The 21616-nt window shown below is 70.5% G+C and carries 20 protein-coding genes and 5 tRNA genes; 17 read left to right on the forward strand and 8 right to left on the reverse strand.

The features are described 5' to 3' along the window. Positions 1-42: 42 nt before the first annotated feature. Positions 43-1908, reverse strand: a complete 1866-nt coding sequence (locus JYJ93_RS18110; protein WP_206792972.1) for a SpoIID/LytB domain-containing protein — start codon at positions 1906-1908, stop codon at positions 43-45. Between the two features lie 22 nt (positions 1909-1930). Between JYJ93_RS18110 and JYJ93_RS18115 the strand changes: the two genes are divergently transcribed. Further along, on the forward strand, positions 1931-3592 hold the full coding sequence (locus JYJ93_RS18115) for a right-handed parallel beta-helix repeat-containing protein (protein ID WP_330166742.1): 1662 nt from the start codon (positions 1931-1933) through the stop codon (positions 3590-3592). 77 nt (positions 3593-3669) lie between these two features. Here JYJ93_RS18115 and JYJ93_RS18120 read toward each other — a convergent pair. After that, positions 3670-3741: transfer RNA gene (locus JYJ93_RS18120), tRNA-Cys, on the reverse strand. Positions 3742-3873: 132 nt separating this feature from the next. Between JYJ93_RS18120 and JYJ93_RS18125 the strand changes: the two genes are divergently transcribed. The 4 genes from JYJ93_RS18125 (at position 3874) to fdxA (ending at position 7083) form a co-directional block, all read left to right on the forward strand. Next, positions 3874-5025, forward strand: a complete 1152-nt coding sequence (locus JYJ93_RS18125) for an acyl-CoA dehydrogenase family protein (RefSeq protein ID WP_206792976.1) — start codon at positions 3874-3876, stop codon at positions 5023-5025. A 102-nt stretch (positions 5026-5127) separates the two neighbouring features. After that, positions 5128-5478, forward strand: coding sequence for a rhodanese-like domain-containing protein (locus JYJ93_RS18130; protein WP_206792979.1), 351 nt, complete (start codon positions 5128-5130; stop codon positions 5476-5478). A 69-nt stretch (positions 5479-5547) separates the two neighbouring features. Further along, positions 5548-6636 (forward strand): aspartate-semialdehyde dehydrogenase, encoded by a 1089-nt coding sequence (asd, locus tag JYJ93_RS18135; protein ID WP_206792981.1) that lies wholly within the window; start codon positions 5548-5550, stop codon positions 6634-6636. Positions 6637-6747: 111 nt separating this feature from the next. Beyond that, on the forward strand, positions 6748-7083 hold the full coding sequence (fdxA, locus tag JYJ93_RS18140; protein ID WP_206792983.1) for a ferredoxin FdxA: 336 nt from the start codon (positions 6748-6750) through the stop codon (positions 7081-7083). Between the two features lie 112 nt (positions 7084-7195). Here the strand turns inward: fdxA and JYJ93_RS18145 are convergent, their stop codons facing one another. Together JYJ93_RS18145 and JYJ93_RS18150 are read right to left on the reverse strand one after the other, a co-directional pair. Then, entirely contained in the window at positions 7196-8020 is an 825-nt protein-coding gene (locus tag JYJ93_RS18145) for a hypothetical protein (protein WP_206792985.1), read from the reverse strand. A 149-nt stretch (positions 8021-8169) separates the two neighbouring features. Further along, positions 8170-9219 (reverse strand): hypothetical protein, encoded by a 1050-nt coding sequence (locus tag JYJ93_RS18150; protein ID WP_206792987.1) that lies wholly within the window; start codon positions 9217-9219, stop codon positions 8170-8172. A 261-nt stretch (positions 9220-9480) separates the two neighbouring features. Here JYJ93_RS18150 and JYJ93_RS18155 point away from each other — a divergent pair, with 261 nt between their 5' ends. Continuing rightward, positions 9481-9960 (forward strand): GNAT family N-acetyltransferase, encoded by a 480-nt coding sequence (locus tag JYJ93_RS18155; RefSeq protein ID WP_206792989.1) that lies wholly within the window; start codon positions 9481-9483, stop codon positions 9958-9960. A gap of 21 nt (positions 9961-9981) precedes the next feature. On the opposite strand, the gene hrpB is transcribed toward JYJ93_RS18155, so the two are convergent. The 4 genes from hrpB to JYJ93_RS18175 form a co-directional block, all read right to left on the reverse strand. After that, positions 9982-12546 carry an ATP-dependent helicase HrpB gene (gene hrpB, locus JYJ93_RS18160; protein WP_206792991.1) on the reverse strand — a complete coding sequence of 855 codons (2565 nt, stop codon included), beginning with the start codon at positions 12544-12546 and terminating at the stop codon, positions 9982-9984. Between the two features lie 45 nt (positions 12547-12591). Further along, on the reverse strand, positions 12592-13716 hold the full coding sequence (locus tag JYJ93_RS18165; protein ID WP_206792993.1) for a hypothetical protein: 1125 nt from the start codon (positions 13714-13716) through the stop codon (positions 12592-12594). A 42-nt stretch (positions 13717-13758) separates the two neighbouring features. Then, positions 13759-14454 carry an HAD family hydrolase gene (locus JYJ93_RS18170; protein WP_206792995.1) on the reverse strand — a complete coding sequence of 232 codons (696 nt, stop codon included), beginning with the start codon at positions 14452-14454 and terminating at the stop codon, positions 13759-13761. A gap of 87 nt (positions 14455-14541) precedes the next feature. Further along, a complete protein-coding gene (locus JYJ93_RS18175) occupies positions 14542-15117 on the reverse strand; it encodes a HEAT repeat domain-containing protein (RefSeq protein WP_206792997.1) in 576 nt (191 codons plus the stop codon). A gap of 156 nt (positions 15118-15273) precedes the next feature. Here JYJ93_RS18175 and JYJ93_RS18180 point away from each other — a divergent pair, with 156 nt between their 5' ends. The 11 genes from JYJ93_RS18180 (at position 15274) to rpmG (ending at position 21597) form a co-directional block, all read left to right on the forward strand. Next, complete coding sequence (locus JYJ93_RS18180) at positions 15274-15666, forward strand: DsrE family protein (RefSeq protein WP_206792999.1); 393 nt, start codon at positions 15274-15276, stop codon at positions 15664-15666. 216 nt (positions 15667-15882) lie between these two features. Continuing rightward, positions 15883-17211, forward strand: coding sequence for an adventurous gliding motility lipoprotein CglB (gene cglB, locus JYJ93_RS18185; RefSeq protein WP_206793001.1), 1329 nt, complete (start codon positions 15883-15885; stop codon positions 17209-17211). A 77-nt stretch (positions 17212-17288) separates the two neighbouring features. After that, a complete protein-coding gene (locus tag JYJ93_RS18190; protein ID WP_206793003.1) occupies positions 17289-18263 on the forward strand; it encodes a RimK family alpha-L-glutamate ligase in 975 nt (324 codons plus the stop codon). Between the two features lie 65 nt (positions 18264-18328). Beyond that, positions 18329-18775 carry a hypothetical protein gene (locus tag JYJ93_RS18195; protein ID WP_206793005.1) on the forward strand — a complete coding sequence of 149 codons (447 nt, stop codon included), beginning with the start codon at positions 18329-18331 and terminating at the stop codon, positions 18773-18775. A 5-nt stretch (positions 18776-18780) separates the two neighbouring features. Then, complete coding sequence (gene rlmB / locus JYJ93_RS18200; RefSeq protein WP_206793007.1) at positions 18781-19584, forward strand: 23S rRNA (guanosine(2251)-2'-O)-methyltransferase RlmB; 804 nt, start codon at positions 18781-18783, stop codon at positions 19582-19584. Between the two features lie 126 nt (positions 19585-19710). Continuing rightward, positions 19711-19783 (forward strand) — tRNA-Thr (locus tag JYJ93_RS18205). A gap of 82 nt (positions 19784-19865) precedes the next feature. Then, a tRNA-Tyr gene (locus tag JYJ93_RS18210) sits at positions 19866-19949 on the forward strand. A 9-nt stretch (positions 19950-19958) separates the two neighbouring features. Beyond that, positions 19959-20034, forward strand: a tRNA-Gly gene (locus JYJ93_RS18215). Positions 20035-20055: 21 nt separating this feature from the next. Beyond that, positions 20056-20131: transfer RNA gene (locus JYJ93_RS18220), tRNA-Thr, on the forward strand. 16 nt (positions 20132-20147) lie between these two features. After that, positions 20148-21338, forward strand: coding sequence for an elongation factor Tu (gene tuf / locus JYJ93_RS18225; protein WP_143901324.1), 1191 nt, complete (start codon positions 20148-20150; stop codon positions 21336-21338). 94 nt (positions 21339-21432) lie between these two features. Then, on the forward strand, positions 21433-21597 hold the full coding sequence (rpmG, locus tag JYJ93_RS18230) for a 50S ribosomal protein L33 (protein ID WP_002617522.1): 165 nt from the start codon (positions 21433-21435) through the stop codon (positions 21595-21597). Positions 21598-21616 lie beyond the last annotated feature (19 nt).

Raw genomic sequence — 21616 nt, forward strand, 5'->3', positions numbered from 1 at the left:
CACGAGACCGCGCGTGGGTGCGCGCGATTTGTTCCCTGGACCTCAGTAGATGGGGGCCACCTGCGCCCCATTGAAGTAGAAGCGCAGGATCTCCGGATAGGTCTGGCCCGCCTCCGCCCGCCCGATGGCGCCTGTCTGACACATGCCCACGCCGTGGCCCCAGCCGCCGCCCCGGAACAGCCATCCGGTGGGCCGGCCCTCGGCGTCCCGCTCGGCCTCCACGGTGGCCATGCTGCTGTTGAGCATCCCGAAGAGCCGCCGGATGTTCAGCTCCCCGCGCACCTGGGTGGCGCCCTTCGTGCCCGACACGGTGAGCAGCCGGGCGCGCCCGGACACCCCCCGCTCGGACAGGGTGAGCCCCTGGATGGCGCCCACGCCCAGCTTCTCCGTCAGCGCGTCCACCTGGCCTTGCGTGAAGCGCTTCTCCCACCGGAACTTCGTGGGCTGCGCGAAGCTGGACAGCCTGCACGCGGCCGGCACGTCCGCCGTCGCCAGCCACGCCTTGAGGTTGGACGGGCCGGGCACGTCCGGCGCGGGCTCCAGCAGGTCCGGCCGCCCGCGCAGGCTGGGGTCCGGCGGGCCGCCCCACACCACGTCGTTGTCCTCGGTGTGGCCGCCGCACACGGCGCTGTAGACGGAGTCCACCAGCCGGCCGTCCTGGCTGAAGAGCGCCTGGCCCCGGGTGGCCTCCACCGCGGCGGTGGTGCTGGCCGCTTCGCCGGTGCGGCCCCGGTACACCGCGCAGTGCTGCTCCGAGCAGAGGAGGTATGGATCCGCCAGGTGCTTGATGCCCACCTTCGCCAGCACCTCGCCGCGCGCGGTGACGGCCTGGGCCTTGAGCGCCTCCGGGTGCGCGCGCGCGAAGATTTCGGACGGCACCAGCCCCTTGAGCAGGTCCTCCAGGCCCACCACGTTCACCACCGCGAGCTTGCCGCCGCGGTCCACCGCGAACTGGAGCGCGCCCCGGAAGCTGCGGTCCTCGAAGGCGTGGAAGTCGTAGCCCACGCCGTACTCCACCTGCCGCACGTCGAAGCCGCTGCCGTCCGGCGTCTCCGCGTCCAGCCGGTCCTGCGCCAGGCCCACCACGGCGTCGTTCTCGTCCTTCAGCTCCAGGATGGCGCGCGAAGGCTTGCGGACCTCCTCGAAGAGCGTGGTGCGCAGGCCGTAGCGGCGCAGCAGCTCCGTCTGCTGTTTCGCCGCGGCCTCGGGCGTCAGCGCCTCTTCACTCAGCAGGAGGTAGCGCCGGTTGTCGATGACCTTCCCCGCGATGCCGTACACGGAGCCCAGCGTGTGCGTGCGCACCGCGAGCCCCCGCGCGCGCCACGTCTCCTGCGCCTCCGCGAGCCCCGCCTTGTCCGCGAAGCGGAACTCGCCCAACTGCAGCCGCGCGCTCCACTGGGCCGGTTCGCCCTGCGTCACCCGCACCGTCCAGCGCGAGCCCGCGGGCGCGTCCAGCACCTTGTCGCCGGGCCCACCGAAGCGCAGCCGCATCCGCGCGCGCGGCGAGAACGTCACCGCCTCGCGGCCCTCCATCAGCTTGATGGGGAGGCGCGGCTCGCCGTTGCGGAAGTCCAGGCGCTTCAGGTCCTGAGGACCGGGCAGGCCCGACGTGAGCGGGTCCTCCAGGGCACTCGGGGCGGGGGGCGTCACGCCCGCGTCGGCGGGCTTCGTGGGGACGGAGACCTCCGGCTCGCCCAGGCCCCGGGTGCCCGGGGCAGGGGAGGGCGCCGGCGTGGCGCAGGAGGCGAGCATCAGGGCGGTCAGGAGCAGGACGGCTTTGGACACGGCGGCGGCACCGTAGCCGCCATGGGGCCGAGCGTCACGGTTCTCCCTCCCGCTGCGGCGCGTCTCGCCCTGGATGACCGGCAGTGAATAGAACGCCCGACACCGTGCGTTGCCCCTGCTCATGCGAATTCTTGGAGGCAACGGATTGAAGACGCGACGCACCCTGATGGCCTCCCTGGCCGCCTGCACCCTGGCGCTTGGGACAACTGCTTGTGGCGCCGGCGGTGGCTCTGGCGACGGCACTGGCGGTTCATCGAACGCCGGCACGGGGGCCCAGGCTCCCGCGGCGAACACAGGGACTTCGGGCAAGGTGGAAAAGACGCCCGCCACCCCGGGCAAGGCGCCGCCCATCGGCGTGCAGCCGGTGGAGGACACGCCCGCCGCGCAGATGCCGGAGCACGCGGACCATGCGCCCCTCGCGGAGCCCGGTCCCCAGCCCGCCGTCAGCGCCCAGGCCATGGCGGAAACGCCCGCCACCACGCCCGCCCATGACTGGGTGGTGTCGCCCAACGGCAATGACGGCGCCGAGGGCACGGAGGCAGCGCCCCTGAAGACCATCGCCATGGCGGTGAGCAAGGCCGGCCCCGGCGACCGCATCCGCGTGCTCGCGGGCACCTACGCCGAGCGCGTGGTGCTGGGCGACAACACGAAGGCCGGCACACCCGAGGCGAAGATCACCCTCCAGGGCGAGGGCCGTCCCAAGCTCACCCCGGGCAGCGGCTCCGGCGCGGCGGTGCAGGTGCGCCGCGCGAACTGGATCATCGACGGGTTCGACATCGACGTGGAGGGGCAGCCCATCTTCGGCGTCACCTTCGAGGGCGACGTGCAGGGCACGGTGCTCGCCAACTCGGATCTGCACAACGGCACGGGCGGCGCGGGCGTCACCCTGTTCAACAACGCCAAGGGCCCCACCATCGAGAACAACAACATCCACGACTTCGTGCGGACCACCGGCAACAAGGACTCGCACGGCATCGTGATGCAGCCCGCGTCCTACGACCTGACCGTGCGCAACAACGACATCCACGACGTGTCCGGTGACTCCGTGCAGTGCCTGGGGCCGGAGGGCTTCAGCGAGCTGCCGCCCGCCACGGGCCTGCTGGTGGAGAACAACCACTTCTTCAACAACCGGGAGAACGCCGTGGACATCAAGACGTGCCACGACGTCATCATCCGCAACAACCGGATGCACCAGTTCCGGCCGTCGGAGACGGCGAAGGGCGACGTGCTCGTCATCCACTACTCCGCCAACAACGTGCTGGTGGAGGACAACGAGCTGTATGACGGCGCCAAGGGCATCTCCGTGGGCGGCAATCACGAGGGCCCCGTGCCCCAGGCCGTCGTCTTGCGCCGCAACCGCGTGCACGACATGACCGACGCGGGCGGCGGCGAAGGCACCGGGATCCGCCTGGAGAACTCCAAGGGCACCGTGGTGGTGAACAACACCATCACCCGCGCCAAGGCCGGCATCATCCTGGGCCACGGCACGGGCGGCCCCACGGAGTCCCTGCGCGTGGAGAACAACCTCGTGGACGCGCCCGTCAGCGTGGACATGGGCGGCCAGGCCCCCGGCCTCCACATGAGCAACAACCTCTACCCGGCCGGCGCGCAGTTCAAGACCAACGGCCAGCTCCAGGCCCTGGACGCCTTCAAGGCCGCCGCGAAGGACACCACCTCCACCGGCGGTGACGTGACGGTGACGGACACCTTCGCCCCGTCCGTGGCCGCCCAGGACAAGGGCATGGACCAGGGCCAGCCCTTCTGCGGCGCGGCCCCGGACATCGGCGCGGTGGAGCTGGGCTGCTAGGCCCCCCTCCGGGAAGGCACCCCCGGAAAAGCAGAAGGCCCGATGCGGAGACTTCCGCATCGGGCCTTTTGTCTATGAGGCGCCACCCGGATTCGAACCGGGGAATGAAGGTTTTGCAGACCTTTGCCTTACCACTTGGCTATGGCGCCGCAGCGATTGGGGCCGGGTTTATACGCAGCCCGATAGGAGCCGGTCAAGGAAGCAACACCATCCGGCCGCGCTTCTCGTCCCGGTACCATACGGCGCGGGGTGTCAGGCCCTGACAAGCGAGGGAGCACACGATGCTGCATGGTCACGGCGTCTACCTGGAGGAGCACGAGGCCTTCCGCCGCACCGTCCGGGCGGTGGTGGACAAGGAGCTGCGCCCGTTCGCGGCGGAGTGGGAGGCCCGGGAGGAGTTCCCCCGGGAGCTTTTCACCCGCTTCGGCGAGCTGGGCTTCCTGGGCCTGAAGTACCCGGAGGCCTACGGAGGCACGGCGGCCGGGGAGCTCTATGAGGCGGTGCTCCTGGAGGAGCTGGGCCGCTGCGGCTCCGGCGGCGTGGCCGCGGGGCTGGCCGGGCAGTTCACCATCGCGACCGGCCCCGTGCACCTGTTCGGCACGGACGCCCAGAAGCAGCGCTGGCTGGCCCCCGCCATCCGGGGGGAGAAGATTGGCGCCCTGGGCATCACCGAACCGGACGCCGGTTCGGACGTGGCGGGGCTGCGCACCACCGCCCGCCGCGACGGCGACCACTACGTCGTCAACGGCTCCAAGACGTACATCACCAACGGCGTGCGGGCGGACTTCGTGGTGCTGGCGGTGAAGACCGACCCGTCGCGCGGCCATAAGGGCCTGTCCATGCTGGTGGTGGAGCGGGGCACGCCGGGCTTCAGCGTGGGGCGCAAGCTCCAGAAGGTAGGCTGGCGCGCGTCCGACACGGCGGAGCTCTTCTTCGAGGACTGCCGCGTGCCCGCGGAGAACCTGCTGGGCGTGGAGAACCAGGGCTTCTCGCAGATCATGGGCAACTTCCAGTGGGAGCGCCTGTCGCTCGCGCTGGGCGCGGTGGGCGCCATGGACGACATGCTGGAGACGGTGCTCGAGCACGTGAAGCAGCGCCGCGCCTTCAATCAGACGCTCGCGGGCTTCCAGGTGGTGCGCCACAAGCTGGCGGACCTGCACACCGCCCGTGAGTGCGCGCGGCAGCTCACCTACCACGCGCTGCGCCTGCACGTGGCCGGCGAGTACGCCGTCGCGCAGACCTCCATGGCCAAGAAGGTCGCCACGGAGACGTGCTGCCGCGTGGCGGACGAGTGCCTCCAGCTCCACGGCGGCGCGGGCTACATGATGGAGTACGACATCCAGCGCCACTGGCGCGACGCGCGGCTGGGGCCCATTGGCGGCGGCACCAGTGAGGTGATGAACGAAATCATCGCCAAGCAGCTGGGACTCTGAAGCCCCGGCGGGCTCCAGGGAGCAGGCGGGCGGACAGGCGGGAAGAGGGGAAAAAGCCCTCCGGTTCATGTTCGATGGAGCCAGTCGCCTGGGGAGGTCCCGGTGGAGCCCACCATCATTTGCGATGAGCTGTTCATGCGTCTGGGGGACGAGGATGTGCTCGTCCTGGATTGCCGCGACGCGATGGACTGGGAGCGGTTCGAGATCCACATCCCCGGCGCGCTGCGCATGACGGCCTCGGAGGTGGCCCGGGATCTGGCGATGCTGCCGGACGACGAGCTCATCGTCCTGTGCGGCACCACCCAGGACTGCGCGGACATCCGCCGCATCTGCCGAGTGTTGCGCCTGCGGGGGCGCAACGCCGTGTGCCTCGCCGGCGGGCTCCACGCCTGGGTGACGGGGGGCTACCCCACGGAACGCCACACGCGCGCCCCCTCCCACGCCCACCGTTGAGCGGCGGATGCAGTGCGTCGTGAAACGGTGTAAGGAGCCCCCTGCCGCCCCCACCGGAGAATCCCCACGATGGCCAAGCTTCGCGCCGTGCTCATTGGCGCCACCGGACTCGCGGGCCAGCAGTTCATCGCTGCCCTGAAGGACCACCCGTTCATCGAGCTGACCGGGCTCGCCGCTTCGCCCCGCTCCGCCGGAAAAACGTACGCGGACGCCCTGCGCGCCTCCAACGGAATGCTGGCCTGGTTCGTCCCGGAGCCGCTCCCGGAGGCCATCGCCCGCATGACCGTGCTCAGCGGCGACGCCGTCCAGGCGAAGGACTACGACATCGCCTTCTCCGCCGTGGAGGCGGACGTCGCCCGTGAAATCGAGCCGCGCCTGGCCCGGGACATCCCGGTGTTCTCCGCCGCGAGCGCCTTCCGCTACGACGCGGACGTGCCCCTGCTCATCCCCCCCGTGAACGCCGCCCACGCCCCGCTCATCAACGAGCAGCGCCGGCAGCGCGGGTGGAAGGGCTTCATCGTCCCCATCCCCAACTGCACCACCACCGGCCTCGCCGTGACGCTGGCCCCCCTGGCCGAGCGCTTCGGCGTGAAGGCCGTGCTGATGACCAGCCTCCAGGCCATGTCCGGCGCCGGACGTTCGCCCGGCGTCATCGGCCTGGACATCCTCGACAACGTCGTGCCCTACATCCCCAAGGAGGAGCACAAGGTCGAGGTGGAGACGAAGAAGATCCTCGGGGCGCTCAACCCCGCGGGCGCGGCGCTCACCCCGCACGATGTGCGCGTCTCCTGCACCTGCACCCGCGTCGCCGTGCTGGAGGGCCACACCGAGTCCGTCTTTGTATCGCTCGGGAAGAAGGCCACCGTGGCGGAGGTCGCCCAGGCGATGCGCGAATGGCAGGGCGCCCAGGTGGCGAAGGACCTGCCGTCCGCTCCCCCCCGGTGGATCGAAGTGCTGGACGACCCGTTCCGCCCCCAGCCCCGCATGGACCGGGACACCCACGGCGGCATGGCCACCACGGTGGGCCGCATCCGCGAGGACGGTGTGCTGGAGAACGGCTTCAAGTACGTGCTCGTCTCCCACAACACGAAGATGGGGGCCGCAAAGGGCGCCATCCTCGTCGCCGAGCTGCTTCGGGCGCAGGGCTTGCTGGGCTGACCGGGGAAGCAGTCGGGGTGGGGCCCTAAATTCAGGGTGCCAACCCTGGCCGCAACCATCTACTGTGCGCGGCCACGGACGCGCGGAATTCCGCACAGAGGAGACATCCACATGGCCTACGTCGTCGCCGAGCCTTGCATCAAGTGCAAGTACACCGACTGTGTTGAGGTGTGCCCGGTCAACTGCTTCTACGAGGGCGCCAACTTCCTCGTGATCCACCCGGACGAGTGCATCGACTGCGGCGCTTGCGAGCCCGTCTGCCCGACCAAGGCGATCTTCCCCGAGACCGAGCTGCCCGGTGAGTGGTCGGAGTACAAGAAGCTCAACACCGACTTCGCGTCCAAGTGGCCCAACATCGCGGAGAAGAAGGCCGCCCTGCCCGAGGCCGAGGAGTACAAAGACAAGAAGGGCAAGCGCGCGGAGCTGAACACCGCGCCCGGGAAGTAACCGCGGGCCGAATCGCCCGAGCGCGCCCGTCGTGATGCAGGCCCTTGCGCCCCCTGGCGTGAGGGCCTTCGTCGTTCCGGGAGTCTGGCGGGGAAGGGGCATCGTCGGACGTTCACCCCGCCTGGAGGACGCTGAGCCGCAGCCCCCGGGCCTCCAGCGCGTCGCGCAGCCGCGCCACGTCCTCGGTGGGAACGGGCCCGTGGCGGCCCTGGATGCGCAGCGCCACCTCCCGGGGCCCCGTGCGCTCCACCTCCACGGTGGCCTCCAGCGGGCCGCGCAGGCTGAGCCCCAGCGCCGGCCGCTGTGACTTCACGAAGACCTCGATCTTCTCGATGAGTGCCAGCGTGGACTCGACCTGCGCGACGGGCGTGCTGGCCGGTGCCGCACTCTGCGTGGATCCGCTCGCCGCGCGAGCCCCGTCGAGCGCGGTGAGGCGCGACAGGCCTTCCAGGGAACGGTCATCCCGCGTGGGCGAGGCGAGGGGACCCGGCGCGGGACGGGGCTCCGCGCGGAAGGAGCGCTCCACCTCGCGGGCCAGTAACTCCGTCGCCCGGTGGGAGGCCTGCGTCCCGCCTTCCGTGAGCGCCTCCTGGCGCACCGTCCCCAGCCGCCGCGCCTCCACGTGCATGCCCTGCCGGGCCTGGCCGAGCGTCTCCGGGCTCCCCAGCGCGCTGCGCGTCGTCGAGAGGAGGGCCCCCGCCGCACGGACGCCGGGAAGCGCGGGAGTGGCCCGCGTCGCTGTCCCCGGCGCCTGTCCCCCGGCACGGAGCAGGCCGGGCTTCGGAAGGGGGCCGGGAGCCCCGGGTTCGCGGCGGGCGCCGGGACGGGATGGGGGACCGGGCCGTCCGGAAGACCGCTGGAGGACCTGTTTGAACGCGTCCTTCTCCGGGGGGGCCTTCTCGTTTCCGGAAGGGGCGTCCTGACCTTCGACCTTCATGGCATGCCTCGCGCGCAAGGGATGCGCGGGCATGAGCAGCGGCCGTGCCAGTCAGGCGGGGCGCGCTCCCGGGAGGAGGGCGCGCGCGGGAGGCGGCACGGTGGGGTGCCGCCTTTGGGATGGGCGTGCGGAACGCGGGACGGCGCGCTTCAGCGCTTGCTGCCGAAGCCGCCCGGCTGCACGGGCGCGGTGCCCGTCAGGTCGTTGAACGCGAGCGGACAGGCCGCCACGGCGTTCGGATCCGCGAGCGCGGGGTTCTGGGCCCAGTCGCGATCCTGGAAGAGGTACGCGTCGCGCACCTCCAGCTCCTTGAGCTGCTTGCGGTACTCCCAGAAGCGGCCGCGCAGGAGCACGCGAGCGCCCTTCGGCAGCTGCGTCAGCGGCGTGTACTGGTCGTCCTTCAGCCGCGCCGTGATGGTGATGGCGGGCCGCACCTTGGGCTTGCCGTAGGTGAGCCCCGACAGCAGGCCGTCATTGCCCGGATCCGGCAGGTAGAACATGAGCCGGGCCACCAGCGCGGGAGGCTCCGGCGGAGGGCCCTTCTTGCTCTTCTTCTTGGGCTTCTCCAGCTTCGCGTCGATGAACTCCAGCCCCGCGAAGGCCACCTCCTTGTCGAGGTAGTCGTCGCGGAACTTCGCGTCCGCCACGCTGGCCGCGGTGGTGTTGGCCTTGAGGACCTCCACGTCGTAGCGCTCCAGCATCGCGGGCAGCGTGAAGAAGAAGCTGTCCACGGGCTTCACGCCATCCGCGATGAAGCGCAGCTTGCTCAAGTCCAGCGGCGGGTAGTACGGCGCGAGCGCCACCGCCGTCTGCATCCACTCCGGCGGCAGCCGCTTGTCGATGAGCACCCGGCGCATCATCGACACCAGGTACATGTTGGCCGGGAAGCGCGGGGTGGACAGCTGCGTGCCCAGCGCCTGGATCAGCGCGGGGTCCAGGTAGAAGTTCTCGTCGCGCTTGTGCAGGTACGGCGCGGACTCGCCCACGATGGTGAGCAGCGCGCCCACGAGCTGCGCGCAGTTCGCGTCGCTCGTCCCCTGCACCAGGGCCTGATTGACGCGGGAGCGGAGGAACCGCTTGTCCATGTCCGCTTCGCGGAACACGGGCGGCTCTCCCGTTCCAAAAAAGAACTCCTTCTGGGCGAGCGCGGGCGTCGACAGCAGGCCCACGGACAGGGCGAAGAGGGCACGGGTACGCATTGGCCTGAACCCTACCATGCCCTCCCCGGGGTGATCCTCCTCCGGGCCGTCCGCCCATGCGCGGAGTGGAACCCGCCATGGCCCCGACGTGAGAGGGCAATCGCGACCAGCCGACCCGATGCGGCGGGGCTTTCGCGACAAGCCCTTTCGCGGCCAGGGGGCAGGGGACGGACCGGCCGCGCGGGGGGGATGCCGGGGCGGCAGGCCGTGGTTTTTTCCGCCTGTTGGCGGCGCGGGCTTTTGTGTACCTTGCCCTCAGCCATGCCGACGCCTCCAGAGACTTCCCCGGCACCCGTCACCATCGCCCACATCAAGGACGAGGCGGAGCTCATGCAGGCCCTCGCCATCCGCGAGGTGGTGTTCATCGAGGAGCAGCACGTGCCCGAGGGCATCGAGCGCGACGCCGAGGACGCCCACGCCTACCACGTCATCGCCTACCAGGGTGGCCACGCCATCGGCACCGGCCGGCTGGTGAAGCTCCCGGAGCCCCCCGCGGGGCAGAGCGGGACGTGGGGCCAGATTGGCCGCATGGCGGTACTCCAGGCGCACCGCAAGGCCCGCGTGGGCTCGCTGCTCCTCACGTCGCTGGAGGAGGAGGCGCGCCGCCGCAACGTAAACGGCATCATGCTGCACGCCCAGCTCTACGCGCTCGACTTCTACAAGAAGCACGGCTACCAGCCCGTCGGCGCTGTCTTCGACGAGGCTGGCATCGACCACCTGGAGATGCACAAGCGGCTGTAGTCCCGCGCGCCGCGCTTTCCGTCAGCGCCTCGGAGGACGGGGCGCGGGTGGCTCGGCGTGGCGCGGATCCTCGGGCCACGAGTGCCGGGGGTACTTGCGGCACAGCTCCTTGCGGATCGCCGGGTAGTGACGCTCCCAGAAGCCCGCCAGGTCCGTGGTCACCTGGACGGCGCGCATGTTGGGAGCCAGCAGGTGCAGCACCAGCGGCACGCGGCCCGCGCCCACGCTGGGCCCCTGCGCCATCCCGAAGAAGTCCTGCAGCCGTGACTCCACCCAGGGGGGCTTGTTGGGCTCGTAGTGCACCTTCACGCCGCGCCCGCCGGGCAGGGTGACGCGCTCGGGGGCGTGGTTCGCCAAGAGCCGCTGCTGCTCGGAGGTGAGCCGCGCGTAGAGCGCATCCAGCAGCGACACGCCCTCCAGGTCGGAGAAGCTGCGCGCGCCCACGCACAGGGACGCCAGCGCGTCGCGCATGAAGGCCGCGTCCACGGTGGGGAAGCCCGCCTCGGGGAACGCCTTGCCCAGAAGCGCCACGCGGGTGCGCCACTGCTCCAGCGCCTCGGGCTCCGCGAAGCGCTCCGGGCCCGCGGCCAGCGCGGCTTCAACCAGCACGCGCGCGGCCTCCTCGGACGGTGGCGCGGGCGTGCGCGTCTCCTCCAGCACCAGGTTGCCGTAGGCCAGCCGGGTGAGGCGCTCCACGCGGCGCGAGTCCGCGTTCCACTGGAGGGTGTCCACCTCCTCCAACGCCTCCGGGTAGAGGTCCAGCAGCCACTCGGCCTCCACGGTGCTGGCGAGCCGCACGACGGCGCCGCGGCCCGGGCGCTCCTCCGCGTCCACGGCGACCATCAGGTCCGCGTCCTGCACGACGCTGAACTCGGACAGGCTGGTGGTGCCGCCGCCGAACATGAGCAGCTCCGGCGAGCGCGGCCTCCGCCTGCGGGCCACGCGGTCCGGATAGCCCGCGAGCACGCTGAGCATCAGCGCTTGCTCCACGTCCTCGGGACGGCCGGGGCGAGCGCCCTGTTCCCGCACCGTGCGGCGCAGCTGCTTCTGCACGCGCTCCACGGACTGCACCGCGCCCGCGTCCAGGGACAGCGACTGCATGCGGCCGGAGGCGAAGCCCGAACGGCCGGCCTCGCGGAAGCGCTCCAGGAGCTCCAGCAGGTCGGAAGGCCCGCTGACGAGCGCGGACGCCCGGCCCCCGCCCCCCAGGTTGGCGCGGGCCTCACGGCGGATGTCGCGTTCACCCATGAGGGCCGCGAGCACGGCGGCCTCACCGCCCACGCCTCGGCGCTCGCCCTCGACGATGACGCGCGCCTGGCGCGGGTGCACGGGGAAGCGCAGGAGCCGCTGGCCCACGGCCGTCACCTGGCCCTTCGCGTCCACCGCGCCCAGCCGGCGCAGCAGCGTCTCCGCGGCCTCCAGCGCGGGGGCGGGGGGCGGCTCGAAGAACGGGAACGCCGTCAGGTCCTTCACGCCCGCCGCGCGCAGCGAGAGCACCGTTTCGGCCAGGTCGGTGCGGCGGATCTCCGGGGCCTCCTGATCAGGCCGGCCGTCGAAGTCGTGCTGGGTGTAGAGGCGCACGCAGTGCCCGGCGCGGGTGCGGCCCGCGCGGCCGGCGCGCTGCACGGCGGAGGCCCGGCTCACCTTGCCCAGCTTGAGCTGCGGCAGCCCGGACCAGGGAGAGTGGGACGCCACACGCGCCAGCCCGCTGTCGATGACGACCGCGACGCCGTCGATGGTGACGGAGGTCTCCGCGACGTTGGTGGACAGGATGATCTTCCGGCGCGAGCTGCGGCGCACGGCGCGGTCCTGTTCCGCGGGAGAGAGGTCTCCATGGAGCGGGAGCACGTCGGCGTCGTGCCGCTCGGCGAACTCCGCGCAGGTGTCGCGCGCGCGGCGGATCTCCCCGGCACCGGGAAGGAACACGAGCACGTCGCCGTCGACTCCCTGGGTGAACAGGCGCTTGAGCGCGGAGAGCACCTGTTGATCCAGGTGCCGCTCATCCGGGGCGGACAGGTACTCGACGCTGACGTCGAAGCGGCGGCCCTCGGAGCGCAGGGACGGGGCGCCGCCCAGGTACGCGCGGACGGGCTCGGCCTCCAGGGTCGCGGACATCACCACGAGCTTGAGGTCGGGGCGCGCCGTCTCCTGCAGCCGCCGCAGGAGCGCGAGCGAGATGTCCGCGGACAGGTGCCGCTCGTGGAACTCATCGAGCACGACGATGCCCACGTCGCGCAAGGTGGAGTCGGTGAGCAGGCGGCGTCCGAGCACGCCCTCGGTGACGAAGGACATGCGCGTCTTGGGGCCGCGGACGTCCTCGAAGCGGACCTGGTAGCCCACGGTCTCGCCCACGCGCTCGCCAATCTCCTCGGACACGCGCTGCGCGGCGAGCCGGGTGGGCAGCCGCCGGGGCTGGAGGACGACGATCTCCTTGCCCGCGCCCAGCCCTGCCTCCAAGAGCGCGCGGGGAACGCGGGTCGTCTTGCCCGCGCCAGGAGGCGCCTCCAGCACGAGTGACCGCGAGCTCCGGAGCGTGGAGACGATGTCGGGCAGGAGGGGATCGATGGGAAGGGCGACGTCCGCCATGTCCGGGTTCCTCTTCACGGCGGGGCACTCACCGCGCGTCGGGTCTCAAGGCGTGCCAGCCTCGGACGGGTCGGTCTTCTTGCGTCGCTTGGGTCGCACGGCCTCCGGAGCACCGGAAGCCGGAGCGTCAGATGGGGCTTCGGCCTGCGCGGGCTCGGCAACTGGAGCGGCGTTCTTCGGAGGCCGGCCCCGCCGGGCGGGACGCGGCGCGACGGGAGCCTCCGAGGCGACGGGTTCGGCGGCAGCGGCGGCATCCTCGGAGCCACTGTCCGAAGCCTGGGGCTCGGAGTCGCCAGCCTCCGCCACGGGCTCGGGCTCCTCCAGGGGAGCCTGAATCTCCGGCTCGTCGGGAGCTGCCTCCATCGGGTCTTCCCCGGAAGCCTCTTCGGTCCCCTCGAACGCCTCCTCCTGGCCGGCGTCGCCCTCCTCACCGAAGAGGTCCGAGGCCCCGTCCTCGGCGGAGAGCGCGAGCGACTTGCCCGCGCGCTTCCGGGGCTTGAGGGTGAGGCCCGCGGCCTCGAAGACCCCGGGCACGGGAACGAGCGCGGCCTCGGCGAGCAGCCGCCCCTGCCGCAGCGCCACGTCCAGGCGCCGTCCCAGCGCCACCAGCGCCTCGCGCAGGGCCGCCTCCTGCTCCGGGGGCAGGGGAGTGGGGGTCAGGCTCGCGGTCCACGCGGCGAACGTCGCGGCGACCTGATCCACGACGGGGCGGACCATGGCGAAGTCGTCGCGGGAGAAGATGCGGGTGACGTAGGCGCTCTTGAGCCGCCGCTCGTACGACGTGGCGTACTCGTTGACCAGCTCCAGGGGCGCCCGGCGCAGCTGCGGGAACTTGAGGTGGGGGAAGAGGGCTTCGATGACGGGCGCGCGGCTGCTGGCGGTGAAGGTGATGCCGGCGTGCAGCTTCTCCAGCGCATCCACCCAGCGGCCCTGCTGATCGAACGAGAACTCCTCGCGGGCCTCGTCGAGCTCTGGCAGGTCCTTCACCTGTTCCAGCAGGCCGCCCGCGGGCTCACGTGCCTCGCGCAGGCGTTCCAGCGCGGAGGCCAGCCACTGCTTCTCGGCCTCCAGCCCCGGCCTGCCGACGACCATCTCCTCCGCCGTGGCGAGTCGGGCCTCGAAGGCCTCGGCGAAGCGGATCAGCTCATAGGATTCGAGCGTGGACGACATGCGTGAACGACTCCTCGGAGGGGCGGCGGAGATACCACACCTTCACCGGCCGACGAGCAGGGCCTCCATGGCTCCGGAGGCGGAGAAATCCGCGAAGGCCCACTCGGCGCCGGCGTCGCGCAGCGCCTGGGGCGTGAAATTGCCGGTGCCCACGCCAATCGTCTCCGCGCCAATGCCCTTGGCGGCCGCGACGTCCTTCGGCGTGTCACCGATGATCACCACCCGGCACGCCTCCAGCGGCTGCCCCAGCTGCGCCGCTCCGGCCTGCGCACCGTGGCGGATGAGCGCCACGCGGTCCTCGAAGTCGCAGCCGAACCCTCCGAAGGCGAACTGGTCGTGGATGTTCACTCGGTCCAGCTTCACCTTGGCGCCCGCGCGCACGTTGCCGGTGCCCAGGCCCACCGCGAAGCCCGGCCGCGAGCGGGCCTCCAGCACGGCCTCACGCATGCCCGGGTGCAGCCGGTACTCGCGCGCATCGACCTTGGGAACCTCCAGCCCCAGGTGGGCGACGTACGCGTCGATGACCGCGCTGATGGTGTCCTCGGTGTCGGGCTGGCCGATGATGCCCAGCGCCTTGCGGACGATGGCCCGGTCCGTCATGCCGGACATGCTGAAGCCGTCGCACGCGTCGCGCCGCCGGTGAAGCTGTTCGAAGGCCAGGCCCATGGCACGGCGGCCGGCACCGCCCGTGGTGACGAGGGTGCCATCGATATCGAAAAGGAGGACGGTGGGGCGCATGGCCTCCCATCTAACGGAAGGTCCCGCCCGACGCGAGCCCCGAGCGGCCCACCAGGGCGGCCGCCCGCACCATGCCCGGCGCCCGGCTCAGGGCTCCGCGAGCGTGAGGCCCTGCTGGAGCGCTTCACGCACCTGGGGAACGTCCTCCAGGGGGAGCCGCTCCTCCAGCACCTCGCGCACCCGCTGACCACCCAGCCGTCCAAGCGCCTGGGCGACGGCCTCACGCAGCCGCAGGTCGCGGTCCTCCAAGCGAGCCTGCAGTGTCTTCACGGCCTCGAACCCCAACCGCTGGCCCAGCGCGGCCGCCGCTTGGGAGCGGACCTCCGAAGGCCGGTGTGGATCCTCCAGCATCGCCTGGAGCGTCTGTCCCGCCTCGGGCGACTCCACGCGGGCCAGCGCCGTCACGGCCCGCATCCGCTGCGCAGCCGGGAGGCTCGTGTCCTCCGCCAGCGCCGCGAGCACGGGCACGACCTCCGGCCCGAACCTGCGCCACGCCGTCTCGGGCACCACGGTCGGCTGTGAGAGCAGTCCCAGTGCCTCCGTGCGCAGCGGCGCGGGAACGGCGGCGGACATGGAAGCCACACCGGAGGTCTTCGCGGGGACGGGAGCTGCTTCGGACACGGGCCCCACGCCCGCGAGCACGGCGAGACCGGCCAGCGCCACCCATCGCGAGGAGGCGGAGCGGGACGGGACCGGCGAGGGACGAACACCGCGGGGGCGGGACGGCTGGCTCGGCATGCGGGGCTCCCGGTAGGGAAGGGGAGCCCCGTTATACGACGGCTGCCGGTCCGGACTCGATAACGCTAAGGTCGGTCCACCATGGCCGGACGCGTCTTCTTCTTCCTCCAACACGCCACGTACGAGCCCGCCTATCAAGCGGCCTCCATGGGCATCACCGCCGCCGCGATGGGCGACGACGTCTACTTCGTCTTCGCCTTCGAGGCCCTGCGCCAGCTGGTCCGCGGCAGCTTCGGCCTGGCGCACAGCGAGCGGGAGCGCACCGAGGCGGCCCGGGCAGAAGGGCTCAATGTGCCCACCCCGGCCCGCATGCTGGAGGAGGCGCGCGCGCTGGGGGCGAAGCTCGTGGCCTGCGACACCACGGTGCGCATCTGTGGCCTGTCGCCCCAGGAACTGCACGGCACGCTGGATGAAGTCATGGGCCTGGCCTCCATCTGGAGGCTGACGGACGGCGCGCGCGTCCTCACGCTATGATCGGACACCCGCGCCGGTCCCCTCCCTCCGGAAGGAGGCGGATGTCCGACAGGGGAACCGGACTCGCCCTCGCGGATCGCCTGACGTTGCAACTTGGCAGCACTACCTGAATGGAACCTGCCTGCCGCGCGTCGCTGTAGCCTCGGTGGGCGTCCACGCGTTACGCTGGGGCATTCGCAGTTCGTTGTTCCCCCCTGGAAGGAATCCTCAAAGCCTATGCGCGCCAAGTCGACCCCCCTGAGCGCACTGCTGGCCGGCACCCTCGGTATCGCCGTGATGGCCGGCTGTCAGACGTATGACTTCGAGCCGGTGGATCCGCTCGCGATCGCCCAGACGACCGTGGAGGCGGTGATCAAAGCCCGCAGGAGCAAGCCGGACGTGATGCTCCTCGTGGACATCTCCGGCTCGATGACCCTGCCGGTCAACAAGGACCTGGTCGTCAACGGCACGCGCGTCTGTGACCTGACCCAGGACGGCTTCACCTTCACCTGCCGCGACGACTACCCCTGCGACACCTCGAAGTGCCCCACGCGTTGGAGCGAGCTCCAGGGAGCGATGGGCCCGTTCCTCGCGGAGAGCGGCAAGCTGGTCCGCTTCGGTCTGACGACCTATCCGGCGCCCCCGCCTGTGCTGCCGCCTCCGCAGAAGCCGAGCGCCGCCCAGTTGTGCTCGCCCGCCGCCACCGGAGAGAGCGTCCGCGTCGCCATCCCCTTCGACAAGGACTCGGACGAGGAACTCCAGCTCCACGCGAACTCGGTGAATGACAGCATCCAGTCCATCCCCAACGGTGGCGCGAACCGCCCCCAGGGTGGTACGCCGACCGCGCAGAGCCTGGTGTTCACGAGCACCCTCCTCGGTCCCCCATCCGAGGAACGCGATCAGATCATCATCCTGCTGACCGACGGTCTGCCCAACTGCAACGACAACAACGCGAACAACGGCAGCAACACCTCCTGCCGCTGCACGCTCGAGGAGCCGACGCAGTGCTCGGCGGAGCAGAGCCCGTATTACAAGCGGGGTTGCCTCGACAAGGACGCCTCCGTTCTGGCGGTGGAGTCGCTGAAGGCGAACAAGATCTCCACCATCGTCATCGGCTTCGGCGCGGAGACGTCGACGGGTGACGGCCCCAGCGTCCTCAACGAGATGGCCCGCGCCGGTGGTTACGCGCGCACCTGCAAGGCCACCGTCGACTGCGGCGCGGGGGACACCTGCGACGTCAACACCGGCCTCTGCGGACGCTCCTTCTACCAGGCGGGCAATCGCGAGGAGCTGGCGGCCGCGCTGAAGACGATCAGCGAGGCAATCCAGCCGGGCGAGCCGTGCTTCACCAAGCTCGAGCCGAGCCAGCTGCCCTCCGATGAGAAGCTCATCGTCGTCTACATCGACGGCGAGCGCACGCTCGCGGGCCCCGACACCTGGTCGCTGGACCTGTCGAAGCCCGAGGCTCCTGGCGTGCGGTTCACGGGCAGCGCCTGCGCGAAGCTGGAGGCGTCGCGTCCTGAAGCCCCGGTCAGCGTCGAAGTGCGCGCCATCCGCCAGCTCTAGCGGCAGGCAGGCGGAGGCGGCTTTACGCGGGCGGAGGCGGGGATTATAGGGTCCCCGCCGGGCCGGTCGCCTCCGCCATGAAAATCACTGTCCTCTCGCGCTCCGCTTCCATCTCGTCCACGCGGCGGATCGTCGAAGCAGGCCGCGCGAGGGGACACCGGGTCCGCGTGCTCAACCCGCTCCGGGTGCAGATGCATCTGGACGGGGGCAGCCAGGCGACCCTCTTCTACGACCGCAAGAAGCTCACCCCCACCGACGTCGTCATCCCGCGCATCGCCCTGTCCATCAGCACCTACGGGCTCGCGGTGGTGAACCAGTTCGGTCTGGCGCGCGTGCCCCTGGTGAACCATGCCCAGGCCATCGCGCAGTCGCGCAACAAGATGCGCGCCCTCCAACTCCTGTCCGCCCACGGCATCGACATCCCCGCCACGGTGATGGCCCGGGACGCGGCCCACCTCAAGGAGATGGTCGGCCTGGTGGGCGGGGTGCCCGTGCTGGTGAAGCTCCTCCAGGGCCAGGAGAAGCACGGCGTGATGGTCTGCGAGAGCCTCCAGTCCCTGGAGGCCGCGCTCGAGGCGGTGCTCGGCCTGGGGCACAATCTGGTCATGCAGGAGTACGTGCGGAGCACCGGCCAGGACGTGCGCGTGCTCGTGGTGGGCGGTGAGGCCATCGCCTGCGTGCTGCGCAAGCCGCGCCCCGGGCGCCTCTCGCACACGCTGAACCGGGGCGCCCGTCTGGAGGCCCTGCCGCTGTCTCCCGGCCATCGCGCCACGGCGGAGAAGGTCGCGCGGCTCGTGGGCCTGGAGGTGGCCGCGGTGGACATCCTGGACGTTCAGGGGCACCCCAAGGTCTTTGAGGTGAACAGCTCGCCCGCGCTCCTGGAGATGGAGGCCGCGACGGGCCTGGACCTGGCCACGCCCATCATCCAGCGGGCGGAGGCCCTCGTCGCTGGCGCCGCCCCCGTCTGGACCGCCGCCCTGGAGACGCCCCAGGCCCTGCCGCCGCCGCCGGGGCGCAAGGGGGCCGTGAAGGTGAGCGCGCCGCGGAGTTAGAAGAGAAAGCGCTCCCCGCGCGTCCGAAGCCCCGGTATACGAACGCCGCCTTCCTGGAGACACCCATGCCCGGTACCCGCCGCCTCCCGACCCTGGCCCCCCTGCTGCTGACGCTCGTCGGTGCGCCGGTGCTGGCCCAGGACGTGGACCCCGCCACCCTCTACGAAGTCACCACCGAGGGGACGTCGACGCAGGTGAAGGCCGGAGGGCAGGGCACGTTCGTGCTCGCCATCAAGTCGAAACCCGGCGCCCACGTCTCCGATGAGGCCCCGCTGAAGCTGGAGCTGGCGGGCAAGCAGCTGACGCCCGCCCAGAAGACGCTGACACGTGAACAGTCGGTGGCGAAGAAGGCGGACGGCCAGCAGTTCGTGGATCCGCGCTTCGAGGTCCCCTTCACCGCGGCGTCCGCTGGCAAGGGCACGCTGGACGCGACGCTGACCTTCTTCATCTGCACGGAGAAGATCTGCGCCCGCCAGAAGAAGACCTTCTCGCTGCCCGTGGAGGTCCAGTAGCCCCCATGCGCGAGCGCTCCCCCAACAAGCCTTCCAGTGGTGACCGCGGCGGCCACGAAGCCCCGCGCTACGTCCATGGCGTCAACCCCGTGCTGGAGGCCCTGCGCGCCCACCCGGACGCGGTGGAGCGCCTCTTCATCGTCGACGGGCAGGTCGGCGCCAAGGCCGCGGGCGAGCTGCTCAGTCGAGCGCGTGACGCGGGCGTCCGGGTGGAGAAGGTCGGCCGCGAGCGGCTGACCTCCATGGCCGAGGGCGGCGTGCACCAGGGCGTCGTCGCCGAACTGCGCGGCTTCCAGTACGTCGAACTGGAGGACGTGCTGGACGCGGCGAAGGCGAAGAAGCAGCCCGCGCTCGTCGTCGTCCTCGACGGCATCCAGGATCCGCACAACCTGGGCGCCATCATCCGCTCGGCGCACGCGCTCGGGGCCCACGGCGTCGTCCTGGCCAAGGACCGCGCCGTGCAGGTGACGGGCACGGTGGCCAAGGCCTCCGCGGGCGCCGTCGAGTACTGCCCCATCGCGCGCGTCACCAACATCTCCCGCGCCCTGGAGCAGCTGAAGGAAGCGGGCCTCTGGGTCGCGGCCGCGGACGTGGAGGGCGCCGAGCCTCTGTGGAGCGCCCGTCTGGACGGGCCCCTGGCGTTGGTGGTGGGGGCCGAGGGGGCGGGCGTGAGGGAAGGCGTCCTCAAGCACTGCGACTTCCGCCTCCGGATTCCCATGGGCGGTCAGGTCGGTTCATTGAATGCGTCGGTTTCCGCCGCCATTCTGCTATACGAGGTCGCCCGTCAGCGGGGCCGTCCTTCCCGCTGATGACGCCGGATCAATCTCCTTGACTTGGAGAGTGGGGGCTTTTAAAAGGTCGCGCCTCTCAGGTCGCTGCCGAGGGATTGACGGTCCGCCCGGGATGAGGTAGGGCGGGGCAGTTGCTGGATGGATGCCGGTGTAGCTCAGTCGGTAGAGCAACTGATTTGTAATCAGTAGGTCGCGGGTTCAAATCCCGCCGCCGGCCAGGTAGGACGGGCCGCGGATAAGGGCCCGGGACGCAGCAGGATGGTGTAGAGAGCAGCGCGCAGCACGACAAACGAATATCTGGAGAGATGCCCGAGCGGCCAAAGGGAGCAGACTGTAAATCTGCCGGCTCTACGCCTACGGTGGTTCGAATCCACCTCTCTCCACTCGGCAATGCGGGAATAGCTCAGTTGGTAGAGCGTCAGCCTTCCAAGCTGAATGTCGTGGGTTCGAATCCCATTTCCCGCTCCAACCGTTGTAGTGAATCGCCAAGCCCTGATAGCTCAGTTGGCAGAGCGCATCCTTGGTAAGGATGAGGTCACCAGTTCAATCCTGGTTCAGGGCTCCATTTTTCGAGGAGTGTCATGTCCAAGGAAAAGTTCGATCGCAGCCTGCCCCACGTGAACATCGGAACGATTGGGCACGTGGACCACGGCAAGACGTCGCTGACCGCCGCCATCACCAAGGTGCTGGCGAAGACCGGTGGCGCCACGTTCCTGGCGTACGACCAGATTGACAAGGCGCCGGAAGAGCGCGAGCGCGGCATCACCATCTCCACGGCGCACGTGGAGTACAAGACGAAGAACCGTCACTACGCGCACGTCGACTGCCCGGGGCACGCCGACTACGTGAAGAACATGATTACGGGCGCGGCGCAGATGGACGGCGCCATCCTGGTGGTGTCGGCGGCGGACGGCCCGATGCCCCAGACGCGCGAGCACATCCTGCTGGCGCGCCAGGTGGGCGTGCCCTACATCGTGGTCTTCCTGAACAAGGTGGACCTGCTGGACGACCCCGAGCTGCGCGAGCTCGTGGAGATGGAAGTCCGGGACCTGCTCAAGAAGTACGAGTTCCCCGGCGACACCATCCCCATCGTCCCCGGCTCCGCGGTGAAGGCGCTGGAGGGTGACACCAGCGACATCGGCGAGCCGGCCATCCTGAAGCTGATGGAGGCGGTGGACAGCTACATCCCGACGCCGCAGCGCGCGACGGACAAGCCCTTCCTGATGCCGGTGGAAGACGTCTTCTCCATCGCCGGCCGTGGTACGGTGGCCACGGGCCGCGTCGAGCGTGGCGTCATCAAGGTGGGCGAGGAAGTCGAAGTCGTCGGCCTGCGCGCGACGCAGAAGACGGTGGTGACGGGCGTGGAGATGTTCCGCAAGCTGCTGGACGAGGGCCGCGCGGGCGACAACATCGGCGCGCTGGTCCGCGGCCTCAAGCGCGAGGACATGGAGCGCGGCCAGGTGCTGGCGAAGCCGGGCAGCATCACGCCGCACACCAAGTTCAAGGCGCAGATTTACGTGCTGTCGAAGGAAGAGGGCGGCCGCCACACCCCGTTCTTCAAGGGGTACCGTCCGCAGTTCTACTTCCGCACCACGGACGTGACGGGCACGGTGAAGCTGCCGGACAACGTCGAGATGGTCATGCCGGGCGACAATATCGCCATCGAGGTGGAGCTCATCACCCCGGTCGCGATGGAGAAGGAGCTCCGGTTCGCCGTCCGCGAGGGTGGCCGTACGGTGGGCGCCGGCGTCGTTGCGGAGATCATCGCCTAGTCGGCTTCCCGCCGACCGGCTTTCACGGGCACTGAGTTGCGGAGGGGAGGGCTGCTTTTGTAGCCTTCCCTTCTCGCATCTGGTGAAATGAACCATGCCTAAGGGTAACCGTTCCATCATCTCGCTCGAGTGCACCACGTGCAAAGAGCGGAACTACACGACCACGAAGAACAAGCGGAAGAGCCAGGACAAGCTTGAGCTGAGCAAGTTCTGCCCTCGCTGCCGCAAGCACACGGACCACAAGGAAGGCAAGGTCTAGGTCGTTCGTTCCATGAAGG

The sequence above is a fragment of the Corallococcus sp. NCSPR001 genome, from assembly GCF_017309135.1.
Taxonomy (GTDB): Bacteria; Myxococcota; Myxococcia; order Myxococcales; family Myxococcaceae; genus Corallococcus.